Raw genomic sequence first — 12,802 nt, 5'->3', positions numbered from 1 at the left:
ATCGGCGTGCACCGCAGCGCAAGCGAAGGGGAACCCCTGGAGGGAGCTGGCGCGGGCAGCCGCGTAGCGGCAACACGGGCGACCGGACCGGGTTGCGGGCCGGGACCGTTCGCCGCAGGTGTCGGGAACAGGCGAAGGAAGGACGCTGGACTCAATCGGGCACCGGCCCACGACGCATCGATCGCCGGCAGCGCATGACCAACCTGGAACCTGGCTGCGCTTCAGACCCCGGTCATGACGCCGGGTGGACGAGGATGGTGACTGGCTTGCCGCGAAGAAGCCCGGCTCAGCCGGGAATAATCGTCCACAAGGACAATGTGCCGTCCTTGCCCTCCCAGTCACTGCCGACCCGGGTGAAGCCGGAGCGCTGGAGGTTGTTCCTCATGGTGTTGCTGGAGGTCGTCGCGAAGGTCGGTTCGGTGATGTGCGCGACGATGGCGTCCACCAGCCCGCCCGAAAGGTGCCTGCCGCGCATATCGGACGCGATCACGACATAGCCAAGTTCGGGCGCGACCTCGAACCCCGCGATCGGAACGGCGGCCGCGGCGAAGCCTTTGCGCCGATAGGTCGCGGCCGGGGTCTTCCATGCGGCGGCAGCGACGATGGGGTTGGTGTCCGTCTCCCGTAGCAGCGCCACGCAGCGGGTCCGCTTGAGGCGCATGAGAAGGTCATCGACCGTTCCCGTGACGGCTTTGCCCTTGACGACAAGCTCAACGACCGCGCGCTGATCGATCGGATCGAGCGCGTTGAAGTCACCGGACCAGGGAAAGGGATCGTCAGCCATGCACGTTTCTCGGTTTCTGGGATGGTAGCAATGCCGGTTATGTGGTGGGCGCGTAGTAGATAGCATCGAGCATGGCGACGCGCGCGTCCCACAGTTCCATGTCGCGGCCAGATGGCCGGGCGGCATTGTACCAGGGCGCTTGCCGGATGGGCTCGATCACCCAGTCCCAATAATTGTCGAGGGTCAGCATCGTTGGGCGAAAATCGAGCGCAACTGCCAGGCCGGGCTTGTTGCCGCCGTTGACGCAAACGAAGACGTCCGGGCGCTTCATGGCGAGCAGACGGGTTGCAGGCCCGAGCCGGGCGGTCCGGGACGAGCCGTAAAAGGCGTCGGTGAATGCCTGGACATAGTCGCTGAACTGGGTTTGCGTGACGGCTCCGCGCTTGGGGATCGAATCCAGCGCCGCGGCGAGGGCCGCGTTCTGCTGGCCGATCCGCTCGGCGAATGTGCCGGCGCCGCCCATGGATCCGAACCAGCCCCAATCGAAGTCGTCGAGACCGGCGGCCTCGGCTTCGATCCCGCCAAGTACGCCGGCGGTCCCCTTCCATTCGGCGACGGAAAGATCGGCAAAGGACGCGGTCTTGGCGAACATCTGCTGGATCTCGCGAACGAGCTTCATGCGCTTTTTGAAGTCGTGGTGCGTGTCCTTGCGGGCGAGCTTTACGAAGTCCCGCCAGGACATGATCGCGAGCGGCGAGGTGATACGTGCCCAGTCCTTGGCCTCGGCGGGCAGGACCGGGTTCTTCGGCCTCGGCGCTTTGCGCGCGGCCTCGGCCTGACGGCGATAGCTATCGGCGAGCTTGCGGGTGATCGGCAGATGAAGCGGCGCATAGCCCGCGAGCTGGTCACGCACCTGTTCGAAGAAGGCATGGTCGGCCGCGCCCTTCACATGGACGCTGGCCTCATGGTTCGATCCGAGACCTCCCTTGGTGAAGTTGGCGCTGCCGACGATCGCCTCGGCCTTGGCGCCGGATTGAAAGTAGAAGATCTTCGGATGGAAGCAGCCCGGCCGGTTCTTGGCAACGAAGGCGCCCGGAACATCGGCAAGGCGCTCGATCAAATCGGGATCGGTGGCCGAGAAGTCGGCGCCCAGCAGCACCGAACCGAACTTGGCCTTGGCGGCAAGCAGGGTCTCGGCGATATCGGTCAGTTCGCCCCACGCGACGGCAATGGAGATCCGTTCATGCTTTTCGATGAGCGCGGTCAGGCGGCGCGCGATCTTCTTTGCGTCCAATAATGCGATTTGCATACCCCGCCCCTGTACCCCCGCTCTATTTGGTAAGTGCTTAGCCAGGTGCTTGGGACACGCATAGAAATTCCCGGAGATTGACCGGGATCGGGCCAATCAAACGAAAAAAGGGCCCGCTTCGCGAGGAAGGCGAAGCGGGCCCGAGAGAGGAGCGGTTGGCGGGGGTCAGTCAGCCATTTCAGGCGTGCGACCACGGCGACGACCGCCGCCAGCCGGTGCCTCGCCGCCGAAAGCGCCTTCGGCCGAGGACTCGCCCAGACCGTCACCGGAAGCGGGCGGAGCGGTTTCGCCGGCACCCGGCAGCGGCGGCAGACTGTCGTCGGCGGCAACCGTGTCGGTGGGCGCGTCGCGCCGGCGGGTGGGACGGGACCAGACGACGTTGTATGAGCCGTCCTCCTGGCGGAAGGCCGAGATGTAGAGCGGCTTGTCGAGGCTGGGATCCTCGATCTTGCCGTTGAGGAAGCTCTCGCCGGTCGCGTTGGACGACAGTTCGAACAGCGATCCGACCTGGACCCACTGACGGGCGGCCGAGAGCGCGAGGATCTCGAACTTGGGAGCGCGCGGATTGGCGGACTGGACGGTGCGCAGCGCGATCACGATCGCCAGCGTGAGGGTCGAAATCTTGCCAGTGTAGGTGCCGCTGGCGTTCTGGGTGATGGTGCCGATGTTCATGGGTCGTCTCCTGAGAAAGTTCGCTCGAACCCCTTGTCCGAACACCTTCTCTCACCCCCTCCCCTCCTCGGCCGTTCGGCCGAGTAAGGCGCGCCAGCGCCGCTCCGATCGGTGCCACTGCGGCGCCGTCGGTCGTTTCAGGTCATCTACAAGCTGTCCCGGGTCTCAGGTCCCTGGCCGCGATGCCGGCGAGCGCCACAGGGCGATGATGTCCTGCATCTCCTCGGCAAATCCGAGGCTGTCGATATAGACCGCACCGCGATCGTTCTGGCCCAGGAAGCCGATGACGGTCGTGATGTCGTTGGCGATCGCGACGTCGAGCCCGAAGATATCGGCTATCTGGAAGTGGCCGAGGTCGGGCCCGTTCCACCAGGCCATGAGAAAATCGGCGACGCGCTTCGACTGCCCGGTGTCGCTCATCGCGATCGGGATCAGCCGGGTCAGCGCGGCCCGCGCTGAATCATAGTCGGTCGCAACGGTCGTCATCGACGGTCTTCCCGCTGAGGCTCAGACATCTTCGTAATCGATCGAGAGACTGGCCGCGAGTTTCTGGATCTCGTCATGGCAGACGGGATCGGCGATATCGCGCTTGCTCAAGCCATCCAGGATATCGTCCGGCACACGATCGCCGAACAGGAGGACCGCGAACTCGGGACCATATTGGTAGGACGTATAATAGAGCCCTTGAGCGGACGGACAGGCGGCGTGAATCTTTTCCGCCCAGCCCCGCGTCACCGGATAGGTGCTCCTTGGACCAGCCAGGAGGGCGTTGCCATTCACGCCGATCTTGCGTTGACCCGTGATCGTGATGCTGACCAGGTTGAGGTCATGCTTCGTGCGCACATAACTGTGGGCGTGTAGCCGGTAGTCATCGGGGTAGACGATCTGGGGGGGCGCGACCTTCGTGCGATTGCGCTGCGGGCTGTCAGGGCAGCGCAGGATAATCTCACATGCAGCACATTCGAACGATTGCGCCGCATAGATGGTCGGGATGATGGCGCCGCCAGCATCGCGGATCGGCGAGAAGCGCGCATTCCCCTTGTTCGTGCCGTTGAACTCGGCCGAGCCGAATTCATCGAGATGAACTCGATGCAATTCGGTCCCGGCCTTGAGCAGATGATAGTCCTCCTTCCCAACCTTCATCGTGGCTGGGTTGGGGATTTTCAGGCTGACCCGCATCAGCCATGGACCTCGGGCTCGATCTCACGCTCGAAGGCGGCGATCACAACCTCGGGTTCACTACCCAGCGACGCGCCAGGCGAGTCCTCGAAATCGAGATGAGGCCGGGTTAGCCAGTGGAGCAGCCGAAAGCTGGTCCAATGATCGGGCTTCTTGGCGATGATTTCGCTCAGGGCCGGATAGATCCGGCGACCCTCGACATCGAACTGCAGCAGCGGATAGGCGGCTCGACCATCGACCGTGAAGCGGAGCAGCTCGTTCTTTTCCTCCTTGCGCTTCATCGTGGCCGACGGATTTGCGCCGGAGAGACCGAGCAGCTCACAGGCCTGGGCCTGATCCGCCATTTGCGTGCTCGCGAGGATCCGCTCCTGAAGGCGAGCCCGATTGAGCGCGGCCTTGAGTTGCGCGTCGTCACCCGTCGCGAGATTCTCGCGGAGCATCAGTCGATACTCCGAGATGAGTTTTTCGAACTCGGTGGAGAATTTGTCCTGGAGATAGCGTGCGGCAACCTTCTCGAATGCCGTGACAAGAAGCTTGACCGCGGCTGCCGGCAACTTGGCGCCGCTCGCCTTGGGTGCGGCCTCGGACGCACTCAAGGCAAGTGCTTCTCTGAGAACGACGAGATTGTCTGGATCCTGCCCAATCGAGAAATCGACCACGACATGACCATTGCCGGCGACGGCGGCGATCCGCGGCGATGCGTAGAAGGCGCGCTTCTTGCCGCGCGCCCGGCGCGGCGTGCGGACACGGGCCTGTGTATCGAGAGTGGATGCGGCTACCATCGGTATATCCTAGTTTCGCTATATCGTGTGCTCCATATAACACAAATAGCAGAGATTGCGAGTCCATTGTGATCGGCGAAGTGGGAGTGACCATCGTCCAACCGGCAGGACGGCCTGCTAGTGGACCGATCCGAAGAGCCTACGCTTCGCCGCCGCTTGGTGGGATCCGTCCTTGACGCCGATCGTCTCGCGCATCTCGTCCCCTAGCCTGACGGCGAGATCTTCCGGGACAATGGCATGCGGCTCGACAATCGCGATCGCGGCCTCTGGTGTCAGCAGCTCGCCAGGCTCGGTGCCGATCCAGATGAGAGCCTCCCCTTCCTCGGGCTCGTCCTCCGTGACGAAGAAGACCTGCGCGAAAAACGTCTGCAATGGCCTGTCCCAACCGATGGTGGCGCACACGACATGGGGCTGATCGGCCTTGGGCTGGAGATCGTGACGGCTCATCCACATGTCCTCCGAATACGATGTTGAACATGACGCGCAGCGCCCTCGGCGCTGCTGATCGCCTTGCCTGCGGCCGAGGCAGCCTGACGGGCACCGGCCTGGCGCAACAAGGTACGGGCTTCGCGCAAACGCTCAACTGCAATCGCGATCGCTTGCCCATGCTCGGGCGTCGCCGGCGTGATCCGACGCATTGCATTTCTCCTGATGATCTGTTGAAGGGGGAAACGAGACAGCCTAGTCGTCGCCGGGAAGCATGATCGTCATGACCCGTGTCGTGACGCTGGGGTCGGCCGGGTTTTCGGACCCCCATTCGAGCGCCCGATCGTAATAGTCGATCGTGAAGCGGACGGTTCGGCCTCGAAGGATCAGCTCGCCGCGCGCTCGCTCGGGGCCGTCCTGGGGCGCGAAAGCGTAGCGGCGAACGGCCCCAAGCACCTCGGCCTGGGCGAGGATCTCTGCTTCGGGCCCTTCGGCCTCGGTCAGCGCCGCGAGGTAGGTGGCGGTGATGACGGTTCGCGCCGTGCGGTCGAGGCCGAGCCGACAAAGGTCGTTGAGCTCGGCGATGCGGGTCGTCTGGTCGGTCATGCTGCCTCCTTGAGTCCGGCATTGAAGCTGTCGATCCAGGCCTCCATGGTCGGGCGCTCGGAGAGCGGCACGAAGCTGGCGGCGTCCTGGAAGCGGATGAGGTCGGTCGGGGCGTCGCGCTGGATCGCCGCGACCTCGGCCTCGGCGAGCAAGCGCTCGGCGCGGATGAAATCGGTAATCTTCCCCGGCTTCGTCTTGGTCGAGCGGCGCCAGAGTCCCTCGACGGTGCGCAGTCGTGGTTCCGCGCGGGCCTCAATGAGGACGATGAGACGCAGGCACCATTGCGGGAGCGCGCGCACCTCCTCGGGTCGGATCGCGCCGCAAAAGAAGCAGCTCGACTTGGGCGGAACGGGCAATCCAGCCTCGACGATGCGCGCTACACAGCGATCGCGTGTCCAGTTCCAGTCGCGGAGCGGGCATCGGCAATCGAAGAGAGGGTCGTCGATCGTCGCGGCATGGGCATAGCGGCGGCTGTCCGCTGGGGACGCGTCATAGCCGATGAGGCGGATGACCCGTTGCCCGCGCGCCCATGCGGCCTGGGCCGGTGCCCATTGCTTTAGGAAGGTATCCTGGGGAGCCACCTTCCATTTGAGCGAACAGCTATGGCGTCCCATGCTGATGCTGGGAAGCGTCGCATTGGTCAGGACATTCTCCAGGATCGTGAAATAGGGCGGCCAGTTCTTGAACCGCCGCGGCACATAGCGGACGATCTCGTAGGGGATGCCGCGAGCGGCCATCCACCGGGCCATGATCGCCTGAAATTCGTAGGTCTCGGGCTTCTCGGCGCCGGGATCGGCGGAAAGAACAAGATCGGGCGGTTCGCCCCTTGCCTCGAGTTCGACAAGGAGGGCCGTTGAATCGACGCCGATACCATAGGCGAGGACGACGGGCGGCGGGGCAGCGACCAGGATGGTGTCCACCAACCGCGTGCTGTTGGGAATGTGCATGGGGTTCTCAGCCTCGATCGCGGCCCATCGCCGCGACCTCGAAAACCCCCCTCCCCTCGCTATTCGCCGGCTGCGCGGCCCTCGGCCTCGTCAGGGAGGTCGAACTGAAAGGTCGGATGGGCCAGTGGCAGGGCTTTGGGGTAAGGCAGGCGCGGCAGCGCGCGGCCGTTACGACGGGCTTCGCGCGTCAGCTCGAAGCAATAGGCGTAGAGACCCGGCTGCTGATGGCGCAGGAGGTGGCGGTCGCGCTGGAGCCGCCAGAGCCATGCCGCAGGTGTCTCCCCGAACCCCGGCGCCGGCAGGCCAAGCGAAACGAGCTGATCGATCGCACCGGAATGGCCTCGTTCGCCGAGACGGATCTTTGAGAGCGTCCGCCCAGCGATCGTCGTGTTTCCGGCGCGCAGGACGGTCCGTGGCCTCGTGACCGCCCGGTGGGCTGCCGAGAGCGCGCAGTAGACGCGGCCAATATGTCCGACGCCTGGATCGCTGTAGGAAACCACGGCCTCGATGCCAGGCTTCTCACGACGGAGATGGCGAAAGGCCCGCGCGACGAAGAAGCTCTCCCCGTTTTGGGGCACTGCGTCTGTCAGGATCAGACGTGCCAGCACGCAGCCGCGGTCCGGATCGGAAAAGCCGGTGTGCCGTGTTATCACCGCGCCGGTGGTTGGCACGGCGAAGACGGCGACCCCTTCGAGCGAGGCCCCGGTGCCATAGAGCCCGACGGCGAGTTGGGCCGCGGGGTAACTCGGGAGATAATGGTGGCACTCGATGAAAGCACGCGCGAGGTGATGGTCGATGATCTCGACAGTGTAGGATTTAGGGTCGATGACCGTGAGATCACGAGCCCATAGCGCCCGGCGTTCGCGCCAGCGCTGGCTGCGGGTCGTTTCCATGCTTTGGGTCCCCAGAGACTAGCGGGCGGCGAACCTCGTCGCCCCGCCGAACAAGCGAAGCGCGCGCGCCATCTCGTCGCGCAGCCGGGCCTTGCTTCCGACGACAATGGTCGGAACTAGCAGGTCGCCGTCAGAGCTGGTGAAGCCGTGCGCCAGTGCGCCGCACTGTTCGATCGAAAGGAGATGGCCTTTTCCAGGCGCTGGCCCCTGATAGCGCGCTGTAAGCTCGCCGAGCTTGGCGGTGAGGCCCTTGGTCGCCTTGGACCAACGAATGTGGCCTGCGCCGACATTCTTCCCGGCCTTGCGGCCTCGGCCCATCCATAGCTTTACATGCGCCTTGACCTGCAGCGGTGTGTTGCGAGTGCGCTCCCGATTCCGGCAGGTCGGTAGTGCGGCGGCGTGAGCGTCGATAACCCTCAGATATTCTCCATGTAGTGCGACAAGGATGTCCTCAACGTCCATGCCCGCCAGAAGCGCGCGAAGACGATCTTCCTGCTCGGCACTGGCAATGAGTTCATCGGCACGAGCCGCCGTCAGTTCGTCGCCGTCTGGCACGGTGGACGCGCCGGAAATGAAGCCGTGGGCCGCCGTGAGGATGATCGCACGGCCGCCGTAGCGACCTCCCGTCTCGCGAAAACGCTCGAAGATCTCGCCTCGACCAAGCGCCGATGCCGGGTGATCGCCAAGGATGATGACCCGGCGTGACCACGCTGTCGGTCGAGGCCCGTCGCTGGGTTTCGGCCAATCCGAGGGGAACGATCGCGCCGCTATTTGGGGGCGCAGCCGGATAGGCGTTCGTTCGGCGGCGAGATTGGTTCGGCGGGCCGCATCGAAGAGATCATCGACGTCGCCGCCACCGTCGGCGAACCCGCGATCATAGGCCGGCCGCTCTACGGATTTGGATGGCGCGCGATGATTCCAACCCGCCTGAGCCGCATGCCAGCCATCGGCATAGCGGATCGCCTGGTTCCAGTCATAGCCATAACGGTCCCTGCCGCGCAGGATCGCCGTGTCGCGCTCGTCGCCGCGTCCAGCGATGGCGCGCTCCTCGGTGAAGCTGAAATTGCGTGCCTGGCGCTCGGCCTCGGCCTGTGCGGCAATGGCATCGTTGACCGGCTTCATCGCTTCGACACGCGCACGGGTGCGCGCCATGCGGTCTGCCGCCGCAGATGTCGGCGGCAGGTCGGGATAGTCGCGCCAGGCTCTCGCGAGCGCCTCTGCGTGATCGGGCGCGCGGCCACGGGCTAGCCAGGTGGCGGTCGAGCAGGGATCGAAGGGGGAAATATTCTCGGCACGGATCATATGCTCGGCCTCCGTCGACGTCAGGCAAAGAGGCGCATGGGCTGTTCAACCGGCGAGGTAAGGCGCAGGTCGCGCACCAGGCGGGCGGCGAAACGGTCGGGCGCCATGAGGTCATTGACCGATGCCCAGTGATTGCGATCGCCGCAGTGGTCGTCGCGGCCGCTAACCCGGCGATAGAGGACTTCCCGGCCTTGGCCCGAACAGCCCAGCGAGAGCTGCACCCAGGCCTCCTCGCCATGGAGCGTGATTTCGCCGGAGACCGCGGGGCCGCCCTTGTTGGAGCGAATGTCGTAGCTTCCGTCGGAAAGACCCAGGGCGCCGGCCAGGCGCCGCATCGCGGAGCGGCCCTCGGAATGGAAAAGCCGCTTGGCGGCCTCGTCATAGCTGACACCGCGATAGGCCAGGTTTCGTAGTACCGGGGTCCGGCGAATTTCGGCGATCTGGCCCATGCAGGTGCGGCGAAGCTCCAGGCTGGACGGCCGACCCTCGCACACCGCATTGAGATGGCGGACGAGCAGGATCACGGCAGGATCGGTTTCGGCATCCTTGCCAGCATTGCGGCAGTCCTTGATCGCGGCGCCGATGGCGTGGAGAGTGGTGCCGATTGTGATCAGCGAGCTAGGATCAAGCGCTTGCTGGTGGCGCATGGCGACGTCGTAAGTCATGGGGAGATTCTCCGGTCTCGAGCACCAATCGGCTCAACCGCCCCTCCCCCTCTCTCCTTTCTCTCCGGTCAGCTGGCGAAGCCGTCCCGGTAGATGTCGGCCGCCTATTGCTCGATCCACGGGAAGGTCAGCTCATCATGGTCGAGATCGCCGGACTCGATCAGGGCGCGGATTTCTGCGCGGGCCTGGGCAATCGCCGCTTCCCACGAATCGCTCGGTGTCACGTCGATCGACAGATGCGCGATCGACGGAAGGCGTCGCGGCCGCCGTGAGAGCCGGTCGTGCTGGGCGCCGACCCAGTCTTCGAGGTGTTGGGCGACAAAGCGGTCGGTCTTCGAGACTCCGGCCTTGCGTGCCGACTGGCGGGCGCCGATGCCGTAAGCTTGGCTGTCGATCGAAGCGACGCGGTGGCTGAACGGGAGAAGGAAGGGCAGCACCTCGCCCTTGGCGCCGAAGACGTGAAGACGCACGCCCACCGGCAGGATCTGGTCGAGATGATCGATAACGGCGATCAACCCTTCGGGTCCGTGAACGGGCCGGCGGCACATGCTGCCGACGCCGATAAGGGCGCCGGGTTTCATCGCCATCCATAGAGCGTCGACACAACGCCCATAGTCCTCGGGCAGGCGGCCTTGGATGACAGGCATCAAGGTTGCGCCAATATCGTGATCTTCAGCGAGCCTGCGGCAATCGCGATTGGCGCGAATGGTCCGCGAAATGCGGTCGATGACCACTTCACGATCGCGCACGATCTCGGCCTCGACGCAATAGTCGGCACTGGCCCACCAGCGGAACGGGTAGGCCGCGGCCAGCGCGACATAGTCGGGAAGCGACCAGGGAAACCCGCCATAGCGGGCGGTGGCGACGAAGCCGGCGGAATCAAGACAAAGTGCCGCGAGACCATCAGCGTTGGCGAGGTGGCGCAGCCGCCATCCGATCCATTCCCGCCAGCCCCGCTTCTCGGACCAGCGGGAGAGGCAGTTTGCGGAAATGAGCGCGGCTTGGCGCAACGACCGTGCCCGCGCGAGGATCGGGCCCTCACCGAGATGCGGAAGTCCGACGATGACCTCGATCGACATGGGGTGCTCCATGGAATGGCGGTCGCGGTTGACGGCCTCGGATGTTCACGTTACGTTCCGTCGCGCAGGAGATTCGCCATGACGACAGACAAATTTCGCGACCGCTTCGACCTCGACATCACGCTGCGCGACGCGGCGCTGGATGCCGAGAATCGGCCGACGCGCCGGATGATCGCGAACGCGTCGATCGGCATGGACGTCGAGGACGCCTATTATTCAGTGCGCGAGCTGCGACAGGCGGTGGCCTGGGTCCATGAGGGCGAGCCCTCGGGCAAGGCAAAACTGACTGCGATCCTCGCGAACGATGGGGCGGACGATTTCCAGCGCTGCGTCTATTTCTGCCTCGCAGGACGGGGCGTTGTCGCGATGCTCGACGATCTCGAATGGCTTGAAGACCTTCTTGAGCGCCGTGGCCGGGTCGCGGGCGAGCAGAAGCGGCGGAAGGGTTCGCGGATGCCGCTGACCAATCCCTATGTGGCCGATTCGCCCGACGGGCCGATGGTCAAGTTGGATGCCGATTTCGAGCAGGGCCCGTCCTGGTGGGCGGACCCCGCGCTGATCGACTGAATCGTCAGCGCTCGCAGCGCAGCCTTTCGCCATGCCGCCAACGGGACGGTTCGAGCCACGTCCCGGCAAAGGCCCCTGCCCTGCGGGCTCTCGCCTGGGTGAATGCCGACTGATATCGCGCCGCTCGGGCCGAATCGCCGCGCAGATATTGGGTCTCGGGCACGGCGAGGCCGGCGCGGATCATCCGTTCGCCAAGATCCTGCCCATCGACGGTCACGATTGCGACTGGGCGACCGTAGCTGGACGAGGGCGTCAGCTGGATCGTTGCTTTCTTCGAGCGGAGCGCATTCGCCGCGAAATCCTGTGCGGCCTTGCCGCATTGCCAGCAGCCGGCGACCTTCTGACACAGCTGCCGGCGCTCGAACGCATCAACCCCAAGCAGCCTGAAATTCACCGCGACCGTATCGCCGTCGAGGGCTCGGGCTTGCGCATCGAAGGTTTGCGGCCTCGCCGACGACGCCGCGGCGGTCATGGCAAGCGCCGCGAGCATGAGGCCGGTCGTGTGCCGCATCACGAAACCATCTCCACCTCGACCATGTCGGTGGCTGACGGCGAGCTGCAGACGCGGAAGGGTTGGAGTGGATTGACCGTGCGCACGATGCTCAGCGGCTCGCACCGCTCGTCGAACAATCGCGACGCCACGCGGTTGGCGTTCTCTCGGCTGCAGAGCAGGAAACGCTTGGGTGACAAGTCGTCAGTCTGGGCGAACATGGGTGCTCCTCGTCGATGGAGGCCTGATACAGGCAAGGCGCCTCAGGCAAAGATGGTCTTATGGACCTTGGTCACCGGCACCAACTGCCATGCCCGGTCACGGAAGCCCGTGATCCGGTAGCGTTGGCAGGTCTCGGGATCACGGAAGCTGACCCGTCGGCCGCGCTTCTCGACGATGAACTCCGACCCGGTATGTCCGTCGACGAACTCGAGCGGCGTTTCGAGCCTGATCCGGTCGCCATCCTCGATCTTGCGGGTGCGCCGCTCGAGCCGGGCGCGGCAACGGCGACGCCAGTCTTGGGCGTGACCATTGTCTGTCGGGGTCAGGAGATCGAGGATGCTCTGCGGACAACCGTCCTCACAAGGACCCATGGATTCCTCCATGTCCTTATAGCCGAACTGTTCGCCGGTCTTGCTGCCGGGGCACCAGTGGACCTTGCAGACGATGGCAAAGATCTCGCCGCCGACGCCATTGGTCATGACCTGGGTGGCAGCATAGTAGGTGCGGTTCTGGGGACAGGATGAAGCCAGAACCCTCAGCCCTTTGGAGCCGCCATCGACCTCGCGCGTGTAGGTGAATTGGGCATCGAGATAAGCCTTGGCGGTGGGGTGCCCGCCCATCGAGGCAAAAGGCATGGTGAGCCATCCCATGACTGAACTCCTTGTCAATTGAATGGAGGAAAGCGCCGGGTCAGGCGGCCTCTGCGAGTTGCCCAGCGGACCCGGGCCGAACGTCCGCGGAAACGGTCCCGACCTCGGTCGCCCCGAAGGCGCGCAGATAATTGAAGGCCTGCTCGGCCTTGGAAGCGGCGTGGATGATCGCGGTCTTGTCGGCGCGCAGGATGCCGAGCCAGTGGGCGACATAGCTGGCATGATTGTCATGCAGCTCGTTCGGTAGCCCGAGATGGGCGCAGACGAGGCCGCTTCCGATCTCGGCAAT

Annotated in this window: 19 protein-coding genes; 1 reads left to right on the top strand and 18 read right to left on the bottom strand. The window is 64.8% G+C overall.

The features are described from left to right. Positions 1-286: 286 nt before the first annotated feature. From STE01S_RS16245 to STE01S_RS16185, 14 genes are all read right to left on the bottom strand, one after another. Positions 287-784 carry a hypothetical protein gene (locus STE01S_RS16245; RefSeq protein ID WP_062769704.1) on the bottom strand — a complete coding sequence of 166 codons (498 nt, stop codon included), beginning with the start codon at positions 782-784 and terminating at the stop codon, positions 287-289. 37 nt (positions 785-821) lie between these two features. Further along, positions 822-2,033: a restriction endonuclease PLD domain-containing protein gene (locus tag STE01S_RS16240; RefSeq protein WP_120694212.1), complete on the bottom strand. Its 1,212-nt coding sequence runs from the start codon at positions 2,031-2,033 to the stop codon at positions 822-824. Between the two features lie 165 nt (positions 2,034-2,198). Further along, positions 2,199-2,705 (bottom strand): DUF736 domain-containing protein, encoded by a 507-nt coding sequence (locus STE01S_RS16235; protein WP_062769698.1) that lies wholly within the window; start codon positions 2,703-2,705, stop codon positions 2,199-2,201. 165 nt (positions 2,706-2,870) lie between these two features. Further along, complete coding sequence (locus tag STE01S_RS16230; RefSeq protein WP_010124609.1) at positions 2,871-3,191, bottom strand: DUF7673 family protein; 321 nt, start codon at positions 3,189-3,191, stop codon at positions 2,871-2,873. A gap of 21 nt (positions 3,192-3,212) precedes the next feature. Continuing rightward, positions 3,213-3,884: an RES family NAD+ phosphorylase gene (locus STE01S_RS16225; protein ID WP_062769695.1), complete on the bottom strand. Its 672-nt coding sequence runs from the start codon at positions 3,882-3,884 to the stop codon at positions 3,213-3,215. Then, entirely contained in the window at positions 3,884-4,666 is a 783-nt protein-coding gene (locus STE01S_RS16220; protein WP_062769692.1) for a hypothetical protein, read from the bottom strand. The genes STE01S_RS16225 and STE01S_RS16220 overlap by 1 nt, the downstream gene beginning before the upstream one ends. A 117-nt stretch (positions 4,667-4,783) precedes the next feature. Continuing rightward, positions 4,784-5,113, bottom strand: coding sequence for a hypothetical protein (locus tag STE01S_RS16215; protein WP_062769823.1), 330 nt, complete (start codon positions 5,111-5,113; stop codon positions 4,784-4,786). Next, positions 5,110-5,304 (bottom strand): hypothetical protein, encoded by a 195-nt coding sequence (locus STE01S_RS19780; RefSeq protein WP_082813388.1) that lies wholly within the window; start codon positions 5,302-5,304, stop codon positions 5,110-5,112. Before STE01S_RS19780 ends, STE01S_RS16215 begins: the two co-directional genes overlap by 4 nt. Before the next feature lie 43 nt (positions 5,305-5,347). Beyond that, positions 5,348-5,698 (bottom strand): DUF3768 domain-containing protein, encoded by a 351-nt coding sequence (locus STE01S_RS16210; protein ID WP_062769689.1) that lies wholly within the window; start codon positions 5,696-5,698, stop codon positions 5,348-5,350. After that, positions 5,695-6,645 (bottom strand): adenine nucleotide alpha hydrolase family protein, encoded by a 951-nt coding sequence (locus tag STE01S_RS16205; RefSeq protein ID WP_062769686.1) that lies wholly within the window; start codon positions 6,643-6,645, stop codon positions 5,695-5,697. Before STE01S_RS16205 ends, STE01S_RS16210 begins: the two co-directional genes overlap by 4 nt. Before the next feature lie 59 nt (positions 6,646-6,704). Beyond that, positions 6,705-7,538: a Mom family adenine methylcarbamoylation protein gene (locus tag STE01S_RS16200; protein ID WP_062769683.1), complete on the bottom strand. Its 834-nt coding sequence runs from the start codon at positions 7,536-7,538 to the stop codon at positions 6,705-6,707. A gap of 18 nt (positions 7,539-7,556) precedes the next feature. Continuing rightward, positions 7,557-8,840 (bottom strand): hypothetical protein, encoded by a 1,284-nt coding sequence (locus tag STE01S_RS16195; protein ID WP_082813387.1) that lies wholly within the window; start codon positions 8,838-8,840, stop codon positions 7,557-7,559. A gap of 20 nt (positions 8,841-8,860) precedes the next feature. Next, the gene (locus STE01S_RS16190) at positions 8,861-9,505 is read right to left on the bottom strand and encodes a hypothetical protein (RefSeq protein ID WP_062769680.1); all 645 of its coding nucleotides are present in this window, start codon (positions 9,503-9,505) and stop codon (positions 8,861-8,863) included. Between the two features lie 104 nt (positions 9,506-9,609). Continuing rightward, a complete protein-coding gene (locus STE01S_RS16185; protein WP_062769677.1) occupies positions 9,610-10,584 on the bottom strand; it encodes a deazapurine DNA modification protein DpdA family protein in 975 nt (324 codons plus the stop codon). Between the two features lie 78 nt (positions 10,585-10,662). Between STE01S_RS16185 and STE01S_RS16180 the strand changes: the two genes are divergently transcribed. Then, complete coding sequence (locus STE01S_RS16180) at positions 10,663-11,151, top strand: hypothetical protein (RefSeq protein WP_062769674.1); 489 nt, start codon at positions 10,663-10,665, stop codon at positions 11,149-11,151. Between the two features lie 4 nt (positions 11,152-11,155). Here the strand turns inward: STE01S_RS16180 and STE01S_RS16175 are convergent, their stop codons facing one another. From STE01S_RS16175 to STE01S_RS16160, 4 genes are all read right to left on the bottom strand, one after another. After that, positions 11,156-11,662, bottom strand: coding sequence for a thermonuclease family protein (locus tag STE01S_RS16175; RefSeq protein WP_062769671.1), 507 nt, complete (start codon positions 11,660-11,662; stop codon positions 11,156-11,158). Then, complete coding sequence (locus STE01S_RS16170) at positions 11,662-11,862, bottom strand: hypothetical protein (RefSeq protein ID WP_062769668.1); 201 nt, start codon at positions 11,860-11,862, stop codon at positions 11,662-11,664. Before STE01S_RS16170 ends, STE01S_RS16175 begins: the two co-directional genes overlap by 1 nt. Positions 11,863-11,904: 42 nt before the next feature. Then, positions 11,905-12,513 (bottom strand): DUF6927 domain-containing protein, encoded by a 609-nt coding sequence (locus STE01S_RS16165; protein ID WP_062769665.1) that lies wholly within the window; start codon positions 12,511-12,513, stop codon positions 11,905-11,907. Positions 12,514-12,553: 40 nt separating this feature from the next. Next, a partial coding sequence (locus STE01S_RS16160) for a zincin-like metallopeptidase domain-containing protein (protein WP_255265995.1) occupies positions 12,554-12,802 on the bottom strand: 249 nt, incomplete at its 5' end.

Origin of the sequence: Sphingopyxis terrae subsp. terrae NBRC 15098 (assembly GCF_001598815.1) — a bacterium.
In the GTDB taxonomy this organism is placed as follows: Bacteria; Pseudomonadota; Alphaproteobacteria; order Sphingomonadales; family Sphingomonadaceae; genus Sphingopyxis; species Sphingopyxis terrae.
This window is presented reverse-complemented; position numbering and strand designations above follow the sequence as displayed.

Bases quoted from the DNA above. Each gene is read 5' to 3' on its own strand.
- STE01S_RS16245 (WP_062769704.1), bottom strand. From the start codon at position 784: ATGGCTGACGATCCCTTTCCCTGGTCCGGTGACTTCAACGCGCTCGAT.
- STE01S_RS16170 (WP_062769668.1), bottom strand. From the start codon at position 11,862: ATGTTCGCCCAGACTGACGACTTGTCACCCAAGCGTTTCCTGCTCTGC.
- STE01S_RS16200 (WP_062769683.1), bottom strand. From the start codon at position 7,538: ATGGAAACGACCCGCAGCCAGCGCTGGCGCGAACGCCGGGCGCTATGG.
- STE01S_RS16240 (WP_120694212.1), bottom strand. From the start codon at position 2,033: ATGCAAATCGCATTATTGGACGCAAAGAAGATCGCGCGCCGCCTGACC.
- STE01S_RS16220 (WP_062769692.1), bottom strand. From the start codon at position 4,666: ATGGTAGCCGCATCCACTCTCGATACACAGGCCCGTGTCCGCACGCCG.
- STE01S_RS16230 (WP_010124609.1), bottom strand. From the start codon at position 3,191: ATGACGACCGTTGCGACCGACTATGATTCAGCGCGGGCCGCGCTGACC.
- STE01S_RS16165 (WP_062769665.1), bottom strand. From the start codon at position 12,513: ATGGGATGGCTCACCATGCCTTTTGCCTCGATGGGCGGGCACCCCACC.
- STE01S_RS16190 (WP_062769680.1), bottom strand. From the start codon at position 9,505: ATGACTTACGACGTCGCCATGCGCCACCAGCAAGCGCTTGATCCTAGC.
- STE01S_RS16215 (WP_062769823.1), bottom strand. From the start codon at position 5,113: ATGAGCCGTCACGATCTCCAGCCCAAGGCCGATCAGCCCCATGTCGTG.
- STE01S_RS16210 (WP_062769689.1), bottom strand. From the start codon at position 5,698: ATGACCGACCAGACGACCCGCATCGCCGAGCTCAACGACCTTTGTCGG.
- STE01S_RS16185 (WP_062769677.1), bottom strand. From the start codon at position 10,584: ATGTCGATCGAGGTCATCGTCGGACTTCCGCATCTCGGTGAGGGCCCG.
- STE01S_RS16235 (WP_062769698.1), bottom strand. From the start codon at position 2,705: ATGAACATCGGCACCATCACCCAGAACGCCAGCGGCACCTACACTGGC.
- STE01S_RS16175 (WP_062769671.1), bottom strand. From the start codon at position 11,662: ATGCGGCACACGACCGGCCTCATGCTCGCGGCGCTTGCCATGACCGCC.
- STE01S_RS16180 (WP_062769674.1), top strand. From the start codon at position 10,663: ATGACGACAGACAAATTTCGCGACCGCTTCGACCTCGACATCACGCTG.
- STE01S_RS19780 (WP_082813388.1), bottom strand. From the start codon at position 5,304: ATGCGTCGGATCACGCCGGCGACGCCCGAGCATGGGCAAGCGATCGCG.
- STE01S_RS16205 (WP_062769686.1), bottom strand. From the start codon at position 6,645: ATGCACATTCCCAACAGCACGCGGTTGGTGGACACCATCCTGGTCGCT.
- STE01S_RS16195 (WP_082813387.1), bottom strand. From the start codon at position 8,840: ATGATCCGTGCCGAGAATATTTCCCCCTTCGATCCCTGCTCGACCGCC.
- STE01S_RS16225 (WP_062769695.1), bottom strand. From the start codon at position 3,884: ATGCGGGTCAGCCTGAAAATCCCCAACCCAGCCACGATGAAGGTTGGG.